This is a genomic window from Actinotalea caeni, from assembly GCF_009733795.1.
In the GTDB taxonomy this organism is placed as follows: domain Bacteria; phylum Actinomycetota; class Actinomycetes; order Actinomycetales; family Beutenbergiaceae; genus Pseudactinotalea; species Pseudactinotalea caeni.
Genome location: NZ_WNXX01000009.1, coordinates 54,220 through 71,483, shown reverse-complemented (window position 1 = coordinate 71,483; position 17,264 = coordinate 54,220). Strand labels below are relative to the sequence as shown.

Below are 17,264 nucleotides of genomic sequence, written 5' to 3'. Positions count from 1 at the left end.
AAGGACATCGGATGGACACCTTTCCCAGTGAGCGCACGGCGGTCGTGAGCGGCGCCGGCTCGCAGCGAGGCATCGGGCGAGCGGCGGCGGTACGACTGGCGCGCGAGGGCTGGTCGCTCGGTCTGCTCGACATCGACGGCGGTGCGGTCGCCGACCTGGCCGCCAACCTCGGCGCCGAGCACGGCGTGCGGGCGGTCGGCGTCGGCGTCGACGTCGTCGACCGGGTCGCCGTCCGTGCGGCGATCGACGAGCTCGAGCGACAGCTGCCGCCGATCGTCGCGCTGGCGAACGTCGCCGGCGTCAGCTCGCCGGTGCCGTACCTCGAGCTGCCCGACGACGAGTGGGAGCGCGTGCTGAGGATCAACCTGGACGGTGTCCACCACGTGACGAGGCGGGTCGCGGAGTCGATGGTGCGCCACGGCATCGGTCGGATCGTCTCGATCTCGTCGGTGTCCGCCCAGCGCGGCGGCGGGACGTACTCCAAGACCCCGTACTCGGTCGCGAAGGCCGGTGTCATCGGGCTGACCCGTTCGCTCGCGCGCGAGCTCGGGCCGCACGGCGTCACCGTCAACGCGATCGCTCCCGGGCCGATCGACACCGACATCATGGGCGGGACCCTGACCGAGGAGCGCAAGGCCGCGATGGTGGCCGACCTGCTCGTCGGGCGCGTGGGCACGGTCGAGGACATCGCGGCGGCGATCAGCTTCCTCGTCGACGAGGAGTCCGGTTACATCACCGGCCACACCCTCAACGTCGACGGCGGGATGTACATGCACTGATCGCCGCACCTGCACCGACGGGACGCCTTCCACACGCACGAGCCCGTCGGGGCGACGCCTCGGCGACGCCCGACGCCCCCGCTGCCGCCACCGGTCACGACGACCGACCGCGGCGGCGGGGGCGTCGTCGTGTCCGGTCGGCGGAGAAACCCTTGACACGTCAACCTTGCCTCGCCACTATGGCTGCTGGGTTTACGACGATGTAAAACACCAGGCAGACGGTTTACAACGTCGTAGGTCCAGCCAGACCGCCCGTCGTTGGGTGTCTCCTCACGGGTGGTGAGTCTCGAAGGAGAGGACCAGAAGTGGGAGCAATCGCCATACGCCGTCCTCGGCGCTGGGGCAGACGCCTCGGTGCCGCGGCGCTGGGCGCGAGCCTCGCGGTCGCCGGTCTCACAGCGTTGCCCGCGCACGCGGACACGCCGTGGCTGGTGATCGACGAGAACAACTTCGCGCACTTCCGCATCCCGGTCAGCGAGGTGGAGGCCGCCGTCGGCCAGGACGTCTCGCAGATCGTGGCGGAGGGCAACTTCGGCCCCTCGGCCAACTGGGCGGAGTTCGGGCTGTCGATCCAGGGTGACCTGGCCACCGGCATCCTCGGCCCGCTCAGCCCGGGTCACTACTACTACCAGGTGACCGCCGACGACCACCTGACCGTCAAGGACCCGACCAACCCGACGTCGGTCGCGTCCGAGCCGGAGTGGAGCACCTTCTTCATCGACGGCGAGGGCGCGGAGCACATGGCCGACGCGCCGGAGGAGCACCGGGGCGAGGTCTCCGAGCTCACCTACCGCAGCTCGGTCGCCGGCGAGGACCGCACCGCGCTCGTGTGGACCCCGCCGGGCTACGACGCCGACCGCGACGAGCCCTACCCGGTGCTGTACCTGCAGCACGGTGGCGGCCAGTCCTACCGCGACTGGGTCGAGGTCGGCCGCGCCGCGCAGATCCTGGACAACCTGCTCGCGCAGGGCCGCATCCAGGAGATGGTCGTCGTGATGGGCAACGGCAACGTGTCCAGCTTCGCCGACGAGCTGCTCCGCAACATCACCCGCGCCGCCGAGCGCGAGTACAACATCTCCAGCGACCCGAGCCAGCGCGCGCTGGCCGGCCTGTCGATGGGTGGTGGGCAGACGTTCGAGGTGCTGGTCTCCGACCCGGGCGAGTTCGCCTACCTCGGGACCTTCGGCGCCGGCCGGTTCCCGCTCGACGACCTCCCCGTCGAGGAGATCAACGCGGGCACCGAGCTGCTGCGGATCTACGTGGGCAACCCGACCGACGTCGCGTACAACGATGTCGCGGCTGCCCTGCCGGTGCTCGACGAGGCGGGTGTGCGCTACCAGTTCGACGGCGCCAAGCCCGACCGCGGCCACAACTGGGACGCCTGGCAGGAGGACCTCACCGACTTCCTGCAGCGGCTCTTCCAGGACCCGCCGTTCCTCGGCATGAGCCCCGGGCACTCGGCGATCGACGAGCCGTTCACGACGCCGCCGTCGGGCACCACCCCGACCCCGTGGGTGAGCGAGGACGGGTTCGTCACGTTCGAGACGCCGACGGACTTCGCCGACGCCGAGCACGTGACGGTGTGGGCGAACTGGGGCCCGAGCCACCTGTGGCTGCGGGTCGAGCTGTCGAAGGTGGGCGACCGCTGGCGCGGCACCGTCGGACCGCTGCCCGCCGGGTGGTACCACTACCGGTTCATCGTCGACATGGAGTCCCGCAAGGACACCGGCAACCCCACGTCGGTGACCTCCGAGCCGAGCTGGAGCCAGTTCCTGGTGCCCGGCCCGGACGCGCGGGTCGTCACGCCGGTCCCCGAGGCCGAGCGCGGCGCCGTCACCGAGATGACGTACCCGAGCATCACCGGCGAGGACCGCACGGCGCTCGTGTGGACGCCGTCGGACTACGACCCCGACAGGGAGGAGCCGTACCCGGTGTTCTTCCTGCAGCACGGCGGTGGCCAGTCCTACACCGACTGGGTCGAGATGGGGCACGCCCCCGAGATCCTCGACAACCACTACCGCGACGGGAACCTCGAGCCGATGGTGGTGGTGATGGCCAACGGCAACGTGCCGAACTTCACCACCGAGCTGTTCGAGAACATCGTCCCGACGGCGGAGGCCACCTACAACATCTCCAGCGATCCGCAGGACCGGGCGCTCGCTGGGCTGTCGATGGGCGGCGGCCACACGCTGACGGTCTGGCGCACCAACCCGGGTGCGTTCGGCTACATCGGGGTGTTCTCGGCCGGCTACACCGGGACCGACCTCGACGTCGAGGCACTCAACGCCGGCACGCGGCTGATGCGGGTGTACCACGGCAACATCAGCGACTTCACCTACAGCGGTGTCGTGCAGATGCTCGCCAACTTCGACCGTCTCGGCATCGAGTACGAGTTCGACGGCTGGTACGAGGGCCCGCACGGCTGGGACAGCTGGGTGCACGCGCTCACCGACTTCGCACCGCGGCTGTTCCGTGACAGCACCGCCGACGACTCCGAGGGCATCCCGGTGGAGGCGACGGTGCCGGAGGCCGCCGACGGCTTCCTGGTGCTGACGGTGGCCGACGTCGGCGACGGCGTCGTCCTCGACGACGCCCGCAACGCCGGCGACCGGCTGGTCCTCGGGGGTGCGCTGCCGGAGATCACGGTGACGGACTCCCGCAACGAGCAGCAGGCGGGCGACAGCGGCTGGGCCGTCTCCGGCCAGGCGACGGAGCTCACCGGGCCGAGCCGGCTCAACGCCGGTTACCTCGGCTGGACGCCCGAGCTCCTCGAGGAGCGGCCGGGCGTGTGGGCCGGCGACCCCGTGAGCACGGTGCTCAGCGGCGGCGCCGGGCTGGCCGCGCCGCAGCGGCTCGTCGAGGCCGACTCCGAAGGTAGGTTCGGCTCGACGACCGCCTCCGCCGCGCTGCGGCTCGAGGCGCCGGTCGACACCGCGCCGGGCACCTACACCGGGGCCGTGACGGTCTCGCTGTTCCCGGTCGACTGACCGGACGCGGTGCGAGGCACCGCAGCCCGTGGTGCGGCCGGCGCGTCCGGCCGCACCACGGGCACGTCCTCGAACGAAGTGGAGCATCAGTGACGATCCGACCCTCGCTGCGGTCCCTGCTCGTGCCGCTGGCCGCCGTGCTGCTCGGTGGGCTGGCCGTCCCGCCCGCCGTCGCCGACACCCAGGACGAGCCCGTCACGTGGACGATCGAGCCGTCCGGCGCCGAGGCGGGCGACTCGCGCATCTCGCTGCGGCACGCCGTCGACCCCGGCGAGACCGTCTCCGACCACGTCGTGGTCACGAACTTCGGGCCGGGCGAGGCGACCTTCCGCGTCTACGCCGGAGACGGCGTCGTCGGTGGCGACGGCTCGTTCGACCTGCTCCCGACCGGGGAGCCGCCGGTCGACGGCGGCAGCTGGATCGCGATCGGCCCGGACGGCGCCGAGGAGGTCGAGCTGACGCTCGCCGCCGAGGAGAGCCAGATCCTGCCGATCCGGATCGCGGTGCCGGAGGACGCGACGCCGGGCGACCACCCGGCGGGCGTCGTCGCCGAGCTGGTCACGGACAGCGACGCGCTGCTGACGACCCGGGTGGGGGTGCGGGTGCACCTGCGGGTCACCGGCGAGGTGGAGCCTGCCGTCGTGGCGCACGTCCTCGGGACGTCGTGGCAGCCGTCGTGGAACCCCTTCCAGCCGGGCACGCTGCGGCTGGACCTCGCGATCGAGAACGCCGGCAACGTCCGGGTCGGTGCCGACACCGACGTCGCGGTGTCGGGGCCGTTCGGCCTCGCCGCCGCGGGTGAGACGCTCGCGCACCGGGAGGTGCTGCCGGGCCAGCAGGTCACCGCGCAGGTCGAGATGCCGCTCTGGGGCCTGGTCCTGACGAGCGGCGAGGTCGTCGCGACGCCCGTCGCGGTGGGGGAGGACGAGACCCTGCCCGAGGCCGCGCCCGGCCGCACCGCGGTCAGCGTCGTGACGATCCCGTGGTCGCAGCTGGCGCTCGTCGTGCTGCTGGTGCTGGGCCTCGTGGCGTGGCGCCGCCGGCGCCGCTCCGCCGAGGCGCGCATCCAGGCCCGGGTCGACGCCGCCGTCGCCGCGGCCACGGCGGCGGCCGCGCAGCAGGCGGACTGACCACCGCGCGGCGGGTCAGGGCGCGAGCCGGTTCGCCACCTCCGCTGCCGACTCCCGGATCGCGTCGAGCACCGTCCGCACGGCGAGCCGGCGCGCACGGTCGGGTCGCAGGAACGCGAACACGTGCCGCGCGGTGTCGATGCCTGCGAGGGGTCGCAGCACGACGTCCTCGCGCGGCCGGGTCGTGAAGCGCGGCAGCACCGCCAGCCCGATGCCCTGCGCCACCAACGCCTCGACCAGCCGGTTGTCGCGCAGCCGCTGCACGACGTCGACCCGGCGCCCGGTGGCCTCCTCGACCGCCAGCCGGACGGAGTCGAACGGGTACCCGGTCGGCACGCCGATCCAGGGCTCGTCGACCAGGTCGCCCGGGTCGAGCTGCGGGCGTCGAGCGAGCGGGTGGCGGGCGGGCAGCGCGATGTCGAGCGGCTCGCGGGCGAGTCGGACCGTCTCGACGGCGTCGCCGCCGCGCGGTCGGTCGCTCAGCGAGTGCCCGACGGCGATGTCGTGGTCGCGCGTCAGCCGCGGCCACTCCTCCTCGGCGAGGTCCTCGTCGCTCAGCAGCAGCCGGATCGGGCTGTCGGCGAACCGCGCGACCACCGGTGGCAGCAGGTACTCGGCCGTGCTCGGCAGCGCGAGCACCGACACCTCGCCCGCGGGGCCGCCGCGGTAGTCGTCCCACGCCGCCTGCACCTCGGCGAGCGCCGTCGAGACGACGAGCGCCTGGTCGGCGAGCACCCGGCCCGCCTCCGTGAGCCGCAGCCCGCGGCCGTCGCGCTCGACGAGGCGCACCCCCAGCTCGCGCTGCGCCGACTGCAGCTGCTGGGAGACCGCCGACGGCGTGCGGTGCGTCGCGCGCGCGACGGCCGTCACGCTCCCGTGGTCGGCCAGTGCGCGCAGCAGCTCCAGGTGCCGCACGTCCATGAAGGCAACCTACACAGTCGTTCAGAACATTTCGCTTGTCCTTGACCTGGCGCTCGGTGCACCGTGGGCGCGTGCCCGTCCGTCACCGTCTTCTCGCCGTCGCCGTCGCCGTCATGTGGGGCGCGAACTTCACCGCGATCCACGCCTCGCTGGAGCACTTCCCGCCGTTCTTCCTCGTCGCGCTGCGGTTCGCGGTCATCGCGCTGCCGACCCTGCTGCTGGTGCCGTGGCCCGGTGTGCGCGTGCGCTGGCTGGTCGGCTACGGGCTCGGCTTCGGCACCGTGCAGTTCCTCTTCCTGTACTGGGGCATGGCGGTCGGCATGCCGGCGGGACTCGCCTCGCTGGTGCTGCAGGCCTCCGCCCCGTTCACGGTCGTCCTCGGTGCGACGCTGCTGCGCGAGCGGCTCAGCGGGCGGCAGGTGCTGGGGATCCTCGTCGCGATGGGCGGTCTCGCTGTCGTGGGGTGGTACCGCGCGGAGGTCGCACAGGTGCTGCCCTTCCTGCTGACGCTCGCCGGGGCGCTGGGCTGGGCGGTCGGCAACATCTGCAGCAGGCAGGCGCAGCCCCGCAACCCGCTGCACCTGACGTTGTGGATGTCGGTGGTGCCGCCGCTGCCGATGCTCGTGGTCTCGCTCGCCGTCGAGGGCCCGGGCGCGATCGGCCGCTCGCTCGCCACCGCCCTGACGCCCGCGGCGGTGCCGGCGCTGCTCGGGCTCGCCTACACCGTGCTCGTGGGCACCGTGCTCGGCTCCGGTATCTGGGTGTGGCTGATGTCGCGTCACCCCGCGGCGGTGGTCGCGCCCTACTCGCTGCTCGTCCCGGTCGCCGGCATGGCGGTCGCGTGGCTGGCGCTCGGCGAGCGCGTCGCGCCGACCGAGGCCCTCGGCGGCCTCGTCGTCATCACCGGTGTGCTGCTGGGCTCGCTGGGGCGCCGGCGGCCGCTACCCGTGTCGTCGCGGCCGACCGAGTCCGCCGGGGCGGCCGAGCTCGGGGGGCAGGCTGGGCCCGTCGAGCCTGCTCCCGAGCCCGCCGCAGGAACGACGAAGGGCGGGTGACGGCGTCCGCCGTCACCCGCCCCGTCGTCGCGAGGACCTACTGACCGAGCTCGGTCTGCAGGTCGGACTGCGCCTGCGCGAGCGCGTCGGGGACGCTACGACCGTTCTCGTAGATCTCGGTGAGCGTCACCGTCGTGAACGTGTTGTTCACGGCCGGCAGGTCGGGGTGGGCGAAGCCCTCGAAGTGGCTGATGCCGTCCTTGACCTCGTTCAGCACGTCGAACACGTTGGTCTGGAAGTACTGGTTGAACTTGTTGTCCGGGTTGTGGGTGACGGCCTCGTCCTCCCACACCGCCATGTTCACCGGGTCGAACCCGAGAACCTCCCACACCGCGACGTTCGCCTCCGGCGACAGCTTCGCGTAGGCGAGCCAGTCGGCTGCGAGCTCCTCGTTCGGCGAACCCTTCGGGATCGACATGCCGGTGCCGCCACCACCGATCGTCAGGACGTCCGAGCCCTCGACGACGGGCGCCGGCGCGATCGCGATGTCACCCTCGAGGTCGGGCATGTAGTCGACGAACCGGGAGGTGTACCAGGCTGGGTACACGACCGCGGCGTAGTCGCCGTTGTTGATGGCGCCGTAGCCCTCCTCGGAGTCGGGGCTGCCGCCGGGGATCGTCGAGATCGCACCGGCCTCGAGCATGCCCTGCCACATCTCCATGGCCTCGGTGACCTCGGGGTTGTCGACCGAGACGTTGCCGGACTCGTCGAAGATGTTGCCACCGAGCTGGGCGATCGTGAGGGGCTCGGTGAAGAACACCTCGGTGCTCGCGATGCCGAACTCCTTGCCGGTCGCCTCGTGGTACTGGACGCCCGCCTCCTCGAAGTCGTCCCAGGTGCGGATCGTCGTGTAGTCGACGCCCGCCTCCTCGAGCAGCGTCGCGTTGTAGAAGGCGACCATCGCGCCGACGTGGGTCGGGTAGCCGTAGATCTTGCCGTCACGGCTGTAGAGGTCGAGCCGCGCCTGGACGACGTCGTCGATGTACGGCTGGGCCGCCTCGGTGAGGTCGACCAGCGGCGGGTTGTCGCCCCGGACGAAGTTGGAGAACTTGTTGACCTCGATGTCGACCAGGTCGGGCAGACCCTCGCCGGAGTTCAGCGCGAGCTGCAGCTTGTTGTGCATGTCCTGGTACGGGTAGACCGTGATGTCGAGCTCGATCTGCCGGTCGGGGTTCTCCTCGTTCCAGCTCTCGGCCATCTGCTCGTAGAAGGCCCCGTGAAGCTCGGCGAAGACCCACACGGACAGCGTGGTCACGCCGTCCTCGTTCGGTCCGCCGGTCGGCTGGTCGCCGCCGCCGGGGCCGCCGCACGCGGCGACGAGCCCCGCGCTCAGTGCGACCGCCGCGAGCGACGTCCACATCCGGTGTCGTGCCATGGAATTTCCTCCGATTCTCGGAACGGGGACTCAGCCCTTGAGTGCCCCAGCGGTCATGCCCTCGACAAAAAATCTCTGGAAGGCGAGGAACAGGATCAGGATCGGGATCAGCGAGAAGAACGACCCGATGATCAGCAGCTCGTAGTTGTTGCCGTACGGCGTCAGCAGCGTGTTCAGACCGATCGGCAGCGTGAAGTTCTGCGGCGAGCGCAGCACCAGCAGCGGCCACAGGAAGTTGTTCCAGGCCAGCATCCCGTTGAGGATCGCCATCGCCGCGAGCGCGGGCCGGATGATCGGCACCACGAGGCGGAAGAAGATCCCGAACTCGGTGACACCGTCGACCCGTCCGGCCTCGAGCAGCTCCTTCGGGATGCCGAGGAAGTACTGCCGGAAGAAGAAGATCGTCACGGGGGCCGCGAGGAACGGGATGACGACCATGACGTAGGAGTCGGCCAGCCCGAACTTGTTGACCTGCACGTACAGCGGCAGCATCAGCATCTCGAACGGCACCGTCATGAGCAGCAGCACGCCGATGAAGCCGAGCCGCTTGGCCTTGAACTCGTACATCGCGAAGCCGTAGGCGACGAACGAGCTCACCAGCAGCGTGCCGACGACGGTGACGATCGTCAGCCCGAGCGTGTTCGCGAACCAGCGGAAGTAGTAGCCGGAGTCCGTGAAGAGCATCCGGTAGTTGTCGAAGGTCAGCGCGCCCCAGTCGATGTCGAGCGTGACGCCCTGACGGATGATCTCGTTGCCGTTCTGGAAGGTGCCGACGAAGATCGCCAGCAGCGGCACCAACGAGATCAGGGCCATCAGCACGAGCAGACCGTTCTGGATCAGCCCGTAGACGCGCGGGGACAGCGCGCGGCGCTCGCCGGGGGCGCTCATCGGTCGGCCTCCTTCCGGAACGTGCCCGACAGGGTCAGCTGGGTGAGGTTGATCGCGAGGATCACGACGAGCAGCACCACCCCGACCGCGGAGGCGAACCCGAGGTCGTTCTCCTCGATGCCGCGCCGGTAGAGGTAGCCGATGACCGTGAGGCCCTGGTTGTTGGGCGAGCCGTTGCCCGCGTAGAGCATGAAGCTCTCGAGGAACATCGCGAGGCCGCCGTAGATGCTGATCGTCGTGACGTAGACGAGCGTCGGGCGCAGGTTCGGGATCGTGATGCGGAAGAACTGCTGGCGGCGGCTGGCGCCGTCGATCGAGGCCGCCTCGTAGAGCTCGCCCGGGATCGACTGGATGCCCGCGATGAAGTACATCGTGTTGACGCCGGTGTAGCGCCAGGTGGCCAGCGCCAGCAGCGCGATCAGGCCGGGCACGTCCTCGCGCAGCCACCGCACCGGGCCCAGGCCGATGACCGAGATGATCTGGTTCATCAGACCGGTGCCGGTCTCGGCGAACATCAGCCGGAACACGATGCCCGCGACCACCACGGAGGTCAGCGCCGGCACGAACAGCGACGCCTTGAAGAAGTTCTTGATGCGCGGGCTGCCGATGCTGTTGCAGACCAGGGCCGCCAGCACCATCGGGATCGGGATGAGGATCGCCAGCGTCAGCACCATGTAGCGCGCGCTGTTGAACAGCGCCTGCCAGAACAGGCGGTCCTGCCAGAGCCGTTCGTAGTTGCGGAAGCCGACCGGGGTGGTCTCTCCGTAGAGCACCTCCTGCGTGCTCATCACCACCGACTGCCCGACCGGGATCATCCAGAACACGACGAGCGTGATCACGAACGGGGCGATGAACAGGTACGGCGCGAGCCGTTGCGAGTAGAGCAGCTGCTTCACCGCAGATCGAGACCCTCTCTGAATCCTCGGGACGCGCCCGCGGGCGTGTCCCTGCCTCGCCGACGACCGGTCGTCGGCGACCCCCGTGGCCGGGACTGTACATCGATGTAGAACGCGCCGCTGGGTGCCTTGCCGACATCGTTATCGCATCGTTGCAGACGGTGGTGCGAGCGACCCGCGGACCGGGCCCGCAGCGCTCCGCGGAGCGGTCCGGCGCGCCGCGACCGGGCGGCGCGGCGGCTCGAAATTGCGTCGACCTGCGGCGGGGGCGGCTGGCACCATCGCGGCCGTGACGACCACGTTCTTCTCGCTCGGCTAGCGCTCCGCCAGCCACACCCGAGGCCACGCCCGCGGCTGGCGATGCGGGAGCAGCCGTCCGGCGGCTCCCGACCGCTGACCGGGAGAGCTCGTCATGCCCGCTGCGCGCCGTCGCGCCCTGTCCTCGTCCACTCGTCCGCACCCCCGCGCCGTCGTCGTCCGCGCCACGACCGGCCTCGAGCAGCTGCTCGAGGCCGAGGTCACCGAGGCCGGCCACGCCGTCGTCGACCGCGCCAGGCGACAGCTCGTCGTCGCACCCGCCGACGGCACGATCCTCGATCGTCCGCCACGACTGGCGGACGACCTGTTCCTCGTGGCGGCCGAGGCACCCGACCCCGGCCCTGCCCGGCGCGACCTGGAGCACGCCGTCGACGCGCTCCGTCCGCGCGTCGACCTCTTGGGCCCGTTCGCCGTCTCCGCGTCGTTCGTGGGTCGGCGCCGCTACACACGGTTCGACATCGAGGACGCGGTGGGGCGCGTGCTCGCCCGGTGGGGAGCCGGGACGTACGCGTCGCGCCGCGACGGCGCCGTCCCACCGCCCGACGCGCTCGCGTGGCGGGTCACCCTCGACGGCGCGACGCTCAGGGTCGGACGGCGACCGTACGCGGCGCCGCTGCACCGTCGGCCCTGGCGCACCCGCACGGTCGTCGGGAGCGTGCACCCGCCGGTGGCGGCCGCGATGGCACGGCTGGCCGACCTGCGGGCCGGGGCCCGCGTGCTCGACCCGTGCTGCGGGGCCGGCACGCTGCTCGTCGAGGCGCACGAGGTCGCGCCTACCGCCGACCACCTCGGTCTGGACCGCGACCCCGCGGCCGTGGCAGCCGCCCGCCACAACGCGCGCGGCCGCGGCATCGCGTGGCGCGTCGGCGACGCGGCGGCGACCGGCCTCCCGAGCGGGAGCGTGGACCGGGTCGTCACCAACCCGCCCTGGGGCGTGCGCCGGTCGGCGGGCGACCTGGTCGGGTTCCTCGCGGAGTGGCGCCGGGTGCTCCGCGTCGACGGCCGTCTGGTCGTGCTCCTCGACGAGGGCCAGGAGCCCGTGCTGCTCGAGGCCCCCGGCTGGCACGTCGAGCGCAGCCTCGTGCTCAGCGTCGCGGGCCGACACCCCCGCGTCGTCGTGGCGCGGCCGCGGTGAGGTGCGCGCTCAGTCCCCGACGTCGGTCGGGTCGGCCTCGAACGTGCCCGTCGACTCGCGCGCGACGATCCGGAAGTCGGTCTTGACCAGCCGGGCCGGCTGGGCCGCCGTGCCGTTCTCGATCCGCTCGGCGAGCATCGCGACCGCGAGCGCCGCGATGTCGTCGCGACCGGTGTCGACCGTCGACAGCGACGGCACCGTGAACCGCCCGTCGTCGATGTTGTCGAAGCCGATGACAGCCACCTGGTCGGGGACGGCGATGCCCGCCTCGGCGAGCGCGCGCAGCACGCCGAGGGCGAGCGTGTCGTTGAGCGCGAAGACGGCGTCGAACTCCACGCCGGAGGCGATCAGCTCGCGCGTGGCGTCGACACCGTTCTGCGGGTGCCACGGCGCGACCGGTCGCTCCAGGGTCGGGTCGAGCGGGATGTCCGCCTCGGTGAGCGCGCGCCGGTAGCCGGCGAGCCGGAGGTCGGAGGGCCGCACCTGCCCGAGCCGGCCGTCCGGGTGCGCGCCGACGAGGGCGATCCTGCGACGGCCGCGCTCGATGAGGTGCTCGACCGCGGCCTGCGCCGCCGAGGTGTTGTGCATCGCGACGTGGTCGGCCGGCGCGCCGAAGATGCGCTCGCCGAGCAGCACCAGCGGGTAGTCGACCTCGAACAGCTCCTGGTCCTCCTGCCCGAGCCGCTCGGGGCTGAACAGCAGGCCGTCCGTGTGCCGCAGCCCCTCCCGGAGGATCGCGGTCTCGCGCTCGCGGTCGCCGCCGTGCTGCCCGACGACGACGCTCAGCTGCCGCTCCTCGGCCGCCGCGATCACCGAGTCGGCGAGCTCGGCGAAGTAGTTCTGCCGCAGCTCGGGGACGGCGAGGCCGATCACGCGGGTGCGACCCGACCGAAGCCCCCGCGCCGAGAGGTTCGGGCGGTACCCCAGGGCCTCGATGGCGGCCTCGACGCGCGCCCGCGTCTCGGGGCGGATGTGCGGGTAGTCGTTGACGACGTTCGAGACCGTCTTGATCGACACCTTGGCCAGCCGCGCGACATCCCGCATCGTGGCGCTCATCGGTCGCATCCCCTGTCGTTCGTGCCTCGTACCGCTCGGAGCCGCCGCGACGAGAGGCCGATCGCGTCCACGAGGTCGGTCGGCGCCGACTCTACAACGTTGTATATCGCTGCGACGGCAACAAACCGGGGGTCGCCGGCACGCCGTGGGGCCGCGGGGTCGGGGTCACCGGGAGAAGGCGCGAAGGAGGTCGCGGCGGGTGGTGCCGAGGTGCTTGCGCATCGCGCGCGCAGCACCTGAGGCGTCGCGCGCGGCGATCCTGTCGAAGACCGCCCGGTGCTCCGCGATCAGGCCGTCGAGATCGGGTGCGCCCTGCAGGTAGCCGCGCAGGCTCTGCCGCCGGCCGACCTCGAGCGGCTCCGCCATGCCCTCGACCAGCAAGCGGATCATGCGGTTCCCGCTCGCCTCGGTGATGCCGTGGTGGAACCGCATGTCGGCGGCCGTGAAGGCGTCGTCGTCGGGGGCGTCGGCCATCGCCTGCAGCGCGGCCTCCAGGCTGTCGAGCTGGGCCTGGGTCGCGTGCCGCGCCGCCAGCTCGGCCGCGTGCACCTCGATCGCCAGCCGGACGTCGAGGAGCTCGAGCAGCCCGGCCGCGTCGCGGCGCACCGACGAGGAGAAGAAGTCGCGCAGCAGCGTCGCGTTCGGTGCTGCCACCACCGGGCGGCGCCCGTGGCTCACCTCGACGAGGCCGCGAGCGGCCAGGGACCGCACGCCCTCGCGCACCGTGAGCCGGCTGACCTGCAGCTCGGCGGCCAGCTCGGTCTCCGACGGCAGCGAGTCGCCGGCCTGGTAGGTGCCGTCGAGGATGAGGGTCTCCAGGTGCGCGACGACGGCGTCGGACGCCGTGCGGGGTGCCGAGCCCGCGGGCTCGGTCGGTGTCGCGGCCATGCGCACATCGTGCCAGACGGCGTCCGTGCGCTGGCGCGACTGCGCTGATGAGTGCGGGGGCGAGCAGGTCGAACGGCGCGCCAAACCCTGGCGCCGACGGCGCACACGGGCTATGGTGTGCGGCAACTCCTCTGATGAGTTGAGGCTCCCAACGACGAGAGAGCGAAGCGGATGGTCGAACGGATCGAGAAGGTCGCCGTCATCGGCGCGGGCTACATGGGCACCGGAATCGCCCAGCGGCTGGCGGCCGCCGGCGTGAGCGTGACGGTGACCGACGCGACGCCCGAGCTCGCCGAGGCCGGGCGGGAGCGCGCGCTGCGCGACGTGGCCCGCGACGTCGAGGCCGGGCTGCTGCCGGCCGGCACGCTCGAGGCGGTCGAGGCCAACCTCGCCGCCGCGGCGACGCTCGAGGAGGCCGTGCGCGACGCGGACTTCGTCGAGGAGGTCGTGCCCGAGGTCCTGCAGACCAAGCGCGACGTGCTCGCCCGCATCTCGGCCGCCGCCCGCGCCGACGCGATCATCGGCTCCAACACCTCGACGATCCCGGTCCGTCGGATGGCCGACGCCGTCGAGCGCCCCGAGCGCTTCCTCGTCGTGCACTGGAGCAACCCCGCGCACCTGGTGCCCGGGGTCGAGCTCGTCGTCGGCGAGGCGACCGACCGGACGGTCCTGGCGCCCGTCAAGGAGATGCTCGCGCGGGCGGACTGGGTCGGCGCCGTCGTCGGTGACGCCCCCGGCTTCGTCCTCAACCGGCTGCAGTACGCGCTCGTGCGCGAGGCGCTGCTGCTGGTCGAGGAGGGCCACGCGACCGCGGCCGACGTCGACACCGTGCTGCGCACCACGCTCGGGTTCCGGATGCCGTTCATCCCGCCGATCGCGATGCTCGACATGGCAGGCCTGGACGTCTACGAGAAGTGCTTCGGGCTGCTCGAGGCCGAGCTCGGCAGCCGGTTCTCCGCGCCCGCCGTGCTCACCGAGGCGGTCGCCGACGGTCGTCACGGGATGAAGAACGGGCGCGGCCTGTTCCGCGACTACCCGCCCGAGACCCTCGACGAGATCGCCGCGTGGCGCGCCCGCGCCTACACCGGCATGAGCCGGCTGCTCCGCGAGCTCGGGCCGATGCCCGGTAGCGACGCCGACCCCCGCACCACCGACACCGAGGAGAACCCCGCATGACCGCGCCCGACCGGCCCACCGCCGACACCTGGCCGATCGGCGTCGGGCTGCCCCAGCTGGCGGGCACCCTGCCCGACGGCCGGGACGTCACGACGACCGGGCCGTCGGCCTGGCGGCCCGCCTTCCACGAGGTGGCCGCGGCCGGCTTCACCGAGATCGACCTGTTCACCTCGTTCATCCGCATCTCCGAGCTCGACGCCGCCGGACGCGAGGCGCTGCTGCGCACGCTCGGCGAGTACGGGCTGCGGATCAGCGCCGTCCCGCTCGCGCGCCGCAGCATCATCGACGCCGACCCCGACCGCGCCGCGGCCAACCTGCAGTTCGCCATCGACACCGTGCGCGCCGCGGGCGAGCTCGGCGTCGGGCTGGTGTGCCTCGGGCTGCACCAGCCCCTGACCCCCGCCCAGCAGGAGGCGCACTGGTTCTGGCTGGCCCAGGGCGAGGAGGACCCGGACGACCCCGCCGTCTGGGCGGCCGCCGTCGAGGGGTTCCGGACCATCGGCGAGGAGGCGGCACGCGCCGGCGTCGAGATCTCGCTCGAGATGTACGAGGGCACCTACCTGGGGACCTCCGAGAGCTCGGTGCGGCTCGTCACCGACATCGACCTGCCCAACGTCGGCCTGTGCCCCGACATCGGCAACATCGTGCGCCTGCACCGGCCGGTCGAGGACTGGAAGGTCATGCTCGAGCGCATGCTGCCGTACACGAACTACTGGCAGCTGAAGAACTACCTGCGCGACCACGACCCCGCCACCGGCGCCTACTTCTCCGCGCCGGCGCCGCTCGAGAGCGGCTACATCGACTACCGCACCGCCATCGGCATGGCGCTCGAGGCCGGGTTCACCGGGCCGATGTGCGTCGAGCACTACGGTGGTGACGGGCTCAGCGTCTCGGCCACCAACCGCGACTACATCCGCCGCATCCTGCGCGCCAAGCTGGAGGCTCCCGCACCATGACGCACCTCGTCAACGACCCCAAGAAGTTCGCCGCTGACGTCCTCGCCGGGTTCGTCCGCGCCCACGCCGACCGCGTGATGGCGGTGCACGGCGGTGCCGTGCGCGCCACCGAGACGCCGCAGGGCGAGGTCGCCGTCGTCCTCGGCGGCGGCTCCGGCCACTACCCGGCCTTCGCCGGCTGGATCGGCGAGGGCATGGCGCACGGCGCCGTGTGCGGCAACATCTTCGCCTCGCCGTCGGCCTCGCAGGCCGCCTCGGTCGCGCGCGCCGCGCACGCGGGCGGCGGCGTGCTGTTCGGCTTCGGCAACTACGCGGGCGACGTGCTGCAGTTCAGCCGCGCGGTCGAGATGCTCGCCGAGGAGGGCATCGAGGCCCGCATCCTCACGGTCACCGACGACATCGCGTCGGCCGACACCCACGCCGAGCGCCGCGGCATCGCCGGCGACCTGCCGGTCTTCAAGATCGCCGGCGCGGCCGCCGCGCAGGGCTGGTCGCTCGACGAGGTCGAGCGGGTCACCCGGCACGCCAACGACCGCACGTTCACGATCGGCGTCGCGATGTCCGGGTGCACGCTGCCCGGCGCCGACGCGCCCCTGTTCACCGTGCCCGAGGGCTCGCTGGCCATCGGGCTCGGCATCCACGGCGAGCCGGGCCTGAGCGAGGTGCCGCTGGGCACCGCGCAGGAGGTCGCGGACGACCTCGTCGACCGGCTGCTGGCCGCCTTCCCCGACGAGGCCGGCGACCGCGTCGCGATCCTGGTCAACGGCCTCGGTGCGACGACGTACGAGGAGCAGTTCGTCGTCTTCGCGCGCGTCGCGGACCGCTTCGAGGCCGAGGGCTTCACGCTCGTCGAGCCCGAGGTCGGCGAGCACGTCACGAGCCTGGACATGGCCGGCCTGTCGGTCACCGCGATGCTGCTCGACGACGAGCTCGAGCCGCTGTGGCGGGCGCCCGTGGACACCCCCGCGTTCCGGCGCGGCTCGCTGGGCTCGACGACGTCGGCCCCGCCGCGCCGCGGACCTCTGCCGCAGCAGGCCGGTGCCGAGCGCACCGCGGGTGCCGAGCCGTCGCAGCGCGCCGCCGCGGTCGCGCTGGCGCGCCTCGACGACGTCGTGGACGCGCTCAAGGAGAACGAGGCCGAGCTCGGGAAGCTCGACGCCGTGGCGGGCGACGGCGACCACGGCCAGGGCATGGTGCTCGGCGCGGTCGGTGCGGCCGACCGCGGCCACGAGGCGGCTGCCGCCGGTGTCGGCCTCGGCACGCTGCTGCGCGAGGTCGGCGAGGCCTGGGCCGAGAGCGCGGGCGGCACGTCCGGCGCGCTCTGGGGAGCCGCGCTCGTCGCCGCCGGCGAGCGGCTCGGGGACACCGACGCCCCGGGCGCCGCCGACGTCGCCGAGGCGGTGAGCGCCGCCGTCGGGGCCATGAAGGACCTGGGCAAGGCGGAGCTGGGCGACAAGACGCTCATGGACGCGGCCGTCCCGTTCGCCGAGGCGCTCGCCGAGCGCGTGGGTGCGGGGGAGGACCTCGCGACCGCGTGGTCCGCCGCCGCGGCGCGCGCCACCGAGGCGGCCGAGGCCACCGCACAGCTGCAGGCCAAGAAGGGCCGGGCGAAGACGCACGGCGACCACTCGGTGGGGCACGCCGACCCGGGTGCGACGTCGTTCGCGCTCGTGTGCCGCACCGTCGCCGACAAGGAGGGATGAC

At 72.5% G+C, this 17,264-nt stretch carries 14 protein-coding genes; 8 read left to right on the top strand and 6 right to left on the bottom strand.

Annotation, left to right across the window (positions count from 1 at the left end):
* Nucleotides 1-11 precede the first annotated feature (11 nt).
* From GPA02_RS09720 to GPA02_RS09710, 3 genes are all read left to right on the top strand, one after another.
* Complete coding sequence (locus GPA02_RS09720) at nucleotides 12-779, top strand: SDR family NAD(P)-dependent oxidoreductase (protein ID WP_156199728.1); 768 nt, start codon at nucleotides 12-14, stop codon at nucleotides 777-779.
* Between the two features lie 401 nt (nucleotides 780-1,180).
* Complete coding sequence (locus tag GPA02_RS09715) at nucleotides 1,181-3,766, top strand: alpha/beta hydrolase (RefSeq protein ID WP_204986562.1); 2,586 nt, start codon at nucleotides 1,181-1,183, stop codon at nucleotides 3,764-3,766.
* 89 nt (nucleotides 3,767-3,855) lie between these two features.
* Complete coding sequence (locus tag GPA02_RS09710) at nucleotides 3,856-4,896, top strand: COG1470 family protein (protein ID WP_156199727.1); 1,041 nt, start codon at nucleotides 3,856-3,858, stop codon at nucleotides 4,894-4,896.
* A 15-nt stretch (nucleotides 4,897-4,911) separates the two neighbouring features.
* On the opposite strand, the gene GPA02_RS09705 is transcribed toward GPA02_RS09710, so the two are convergent.
* On the bottom strand, nucleotides 4,912-5,817 hold the full coding sequence (locus GPA02_RS09705; protein ID WP_156199726.1) for a LysR family transcriptional regulator: 906 nt from the start codon (nucleotides 5,815-5,817) through the stop codon (nucleotides 4,912-4,914).
* A gap of 71 nt (nucleotides 5,818-5,888) precedes the next feature.
* Here GPA02_RS09705 and GPA02_RS09700 point away from each other — a divergent pair, with 71 nt between their 5' ends.
* The gene (locus GPA02_RS09700) at nucleotides 5,889-6,872 is read left to right on the top strand and encodes an EamA family transporter (protein WP_156199725.1); all 984 of its coding nucleotides are present in this window, start codon (nucleotides 5,889-5,891) and stop codon (nucleotides 6,870-6,872) included.
* Nucleotides 6,873-6,909: 37 nt separating this feature from the next.
* Here GPA02_RS09700 and GPA02_RS09695 read toward each other — a convergent pair whose 3' ends face one another.
* Genes GPA02_RS09695 through GPA02_RS09685 form a run of 3 tightly spaced genes read right to left on the bottom strand, consistent with a single transcriptional unit; the run spans nucleotide 6,910 to nucleotide 10,031 of the window.
* Nucleotides 6,910-8,247, bottom strand: a complete 1,338-nt coding sequence (locus GPA02_RS09695; protein ID WP_170296840.1) for an ABC transporter substrate-binding protein — start codon at nucleotides 8,245-8,247, stop codon at nucleotides 6,910-6,912.
* A 30-nt stretch (nucleotides 8,248-8,277) separates the two neighbouring features.
* On the bottom strand, nucleotides 8,278-9,135 hold the full coding sequence (locus tag GPA02_RS09690; RefSeq protein ID WP_156199724.1) for a carbohydrate ABC transporter permease: 858 nt from the start codon (nucleotides 9,133-9,135) through the stop codon (nucleotides 8,278-8,280).
* Complete coding sequence (locus GPA02_RS09685; RefSeq protein WP_204986561.1) at nucleotides 9,132-10,031, bottom strand: carbohydrate ABC transporter permease; 900 nt, start codon at nucleotides 10,029-10,031, stop codon at nucleotides 9,132-9,134. The genes GPA02_RS09690 and GPA02_RS09685 overlap by 4 nt, the downstream gene beginning before the upstream one ends.
* Nucleotides 10,032-10,443: 412 nt before the next feature.
* Between GPA02_RS09685 and GPA02_RS09680 the strand changes: the two genes are divergently transcribed.
* Nucleotides 10,444-11,484: a methyltransferase domain-containing protein gene (locus GPA02_RS09680; RefSeq protein WP_156199723.1), complete on the top strand. Its 1,041-nt coding sequence runs from the start codon at nucleotides 10,444-10,446 to the stop codon at nucleotides 11,482-11,484.
* A gap of 9 nt (nucleotides 11,485-11,493) precedes the next feature.
* Here GPA02_RS09680 and GPA02_RS09675 read toward each other — a convergent pair whose 3' ends face one another.
* Together GPA02_RS09675 and GPA02_RS09670 are read right to left on the bottom strand one after the other, a co-directional pair.
* Complete coding sequence (locus GPA02_RS09675) at nucleotides 11,494-12,540, bottom strand: LacI family DNA-binding transcriptional regulator (protein WP_156199722.1); 1,047 nt, start codon at nucleotides 12,538-12,540, stop codon at nucleotides 11,494-11,496.
* 165 nt (nucleotides 12,541-12,705) lie between these two features.
* A complete protein-coding gene (locus tag GPA02_RS09670) occupies nucleotides 12,706-13,428 on the bottom strand; it encodes a FadR/GntR family transcriptional regulator (RefSeq protein ID WP_156199721.1) in 723 nt (240 codons plus the stop codon).
* A gap of 171 nt (nucleotides 13,429-13,599) precedes the next feature.
* Between GPA02_RS09670 and GPA02_RS09665 the strand changes: the two genes are divergently transcribed.
* From GPA02_RS09665 to GPA02_RS09655, 3 genes are read left to right on the top strand one after another with little or no spacing between them, the layout of a single operon-like run.
* Complete coding sequence (locus GPA02_RS09665) at nucleotides 13,600-14,604, top strand: 3-hydroxyacyl-CoA dehydrogenase family protein (protein WP_156199720.1); 1,005 nt, start codon at nucleotides 13,600-13,602, stop codon at nucleotides 14,602-14,604.
* Nucleotides 14,601-15,560, top strand: coding sequence for a sugar phosphate isomerase/epimerase family protein (locus GPA02_RS09660; RefSeq protein ID WP_156199719.1), 960 nt, complete (start codon nucleotides 14,601-14,603; stop codon nucleotides 15,558-15,560). Before GPA02_RS09665 ends, GPA02_RS09660 begins: the two co-directional genes overlap by 4 nt.
* Nucleotides 15,557-17,263: a dihydroxyacetone kinase family protein gene (locus GPA02_RS09655; RefSeq protein ID WP_156199718.1), complete on the top strand. Its 1,707-nt coding sequence runs from the start codon at nucleotides 15,557-15,559 to the stop codon at nucleotides 17,261-17,263. Before GPA02_RS09660 ends, GPA02_RS09655 begins: the two co-directional genes overlap by 4 nt.
* The last annotated feature ends 1 nt before the right edge of the window (nucleotide 17,264 follow it).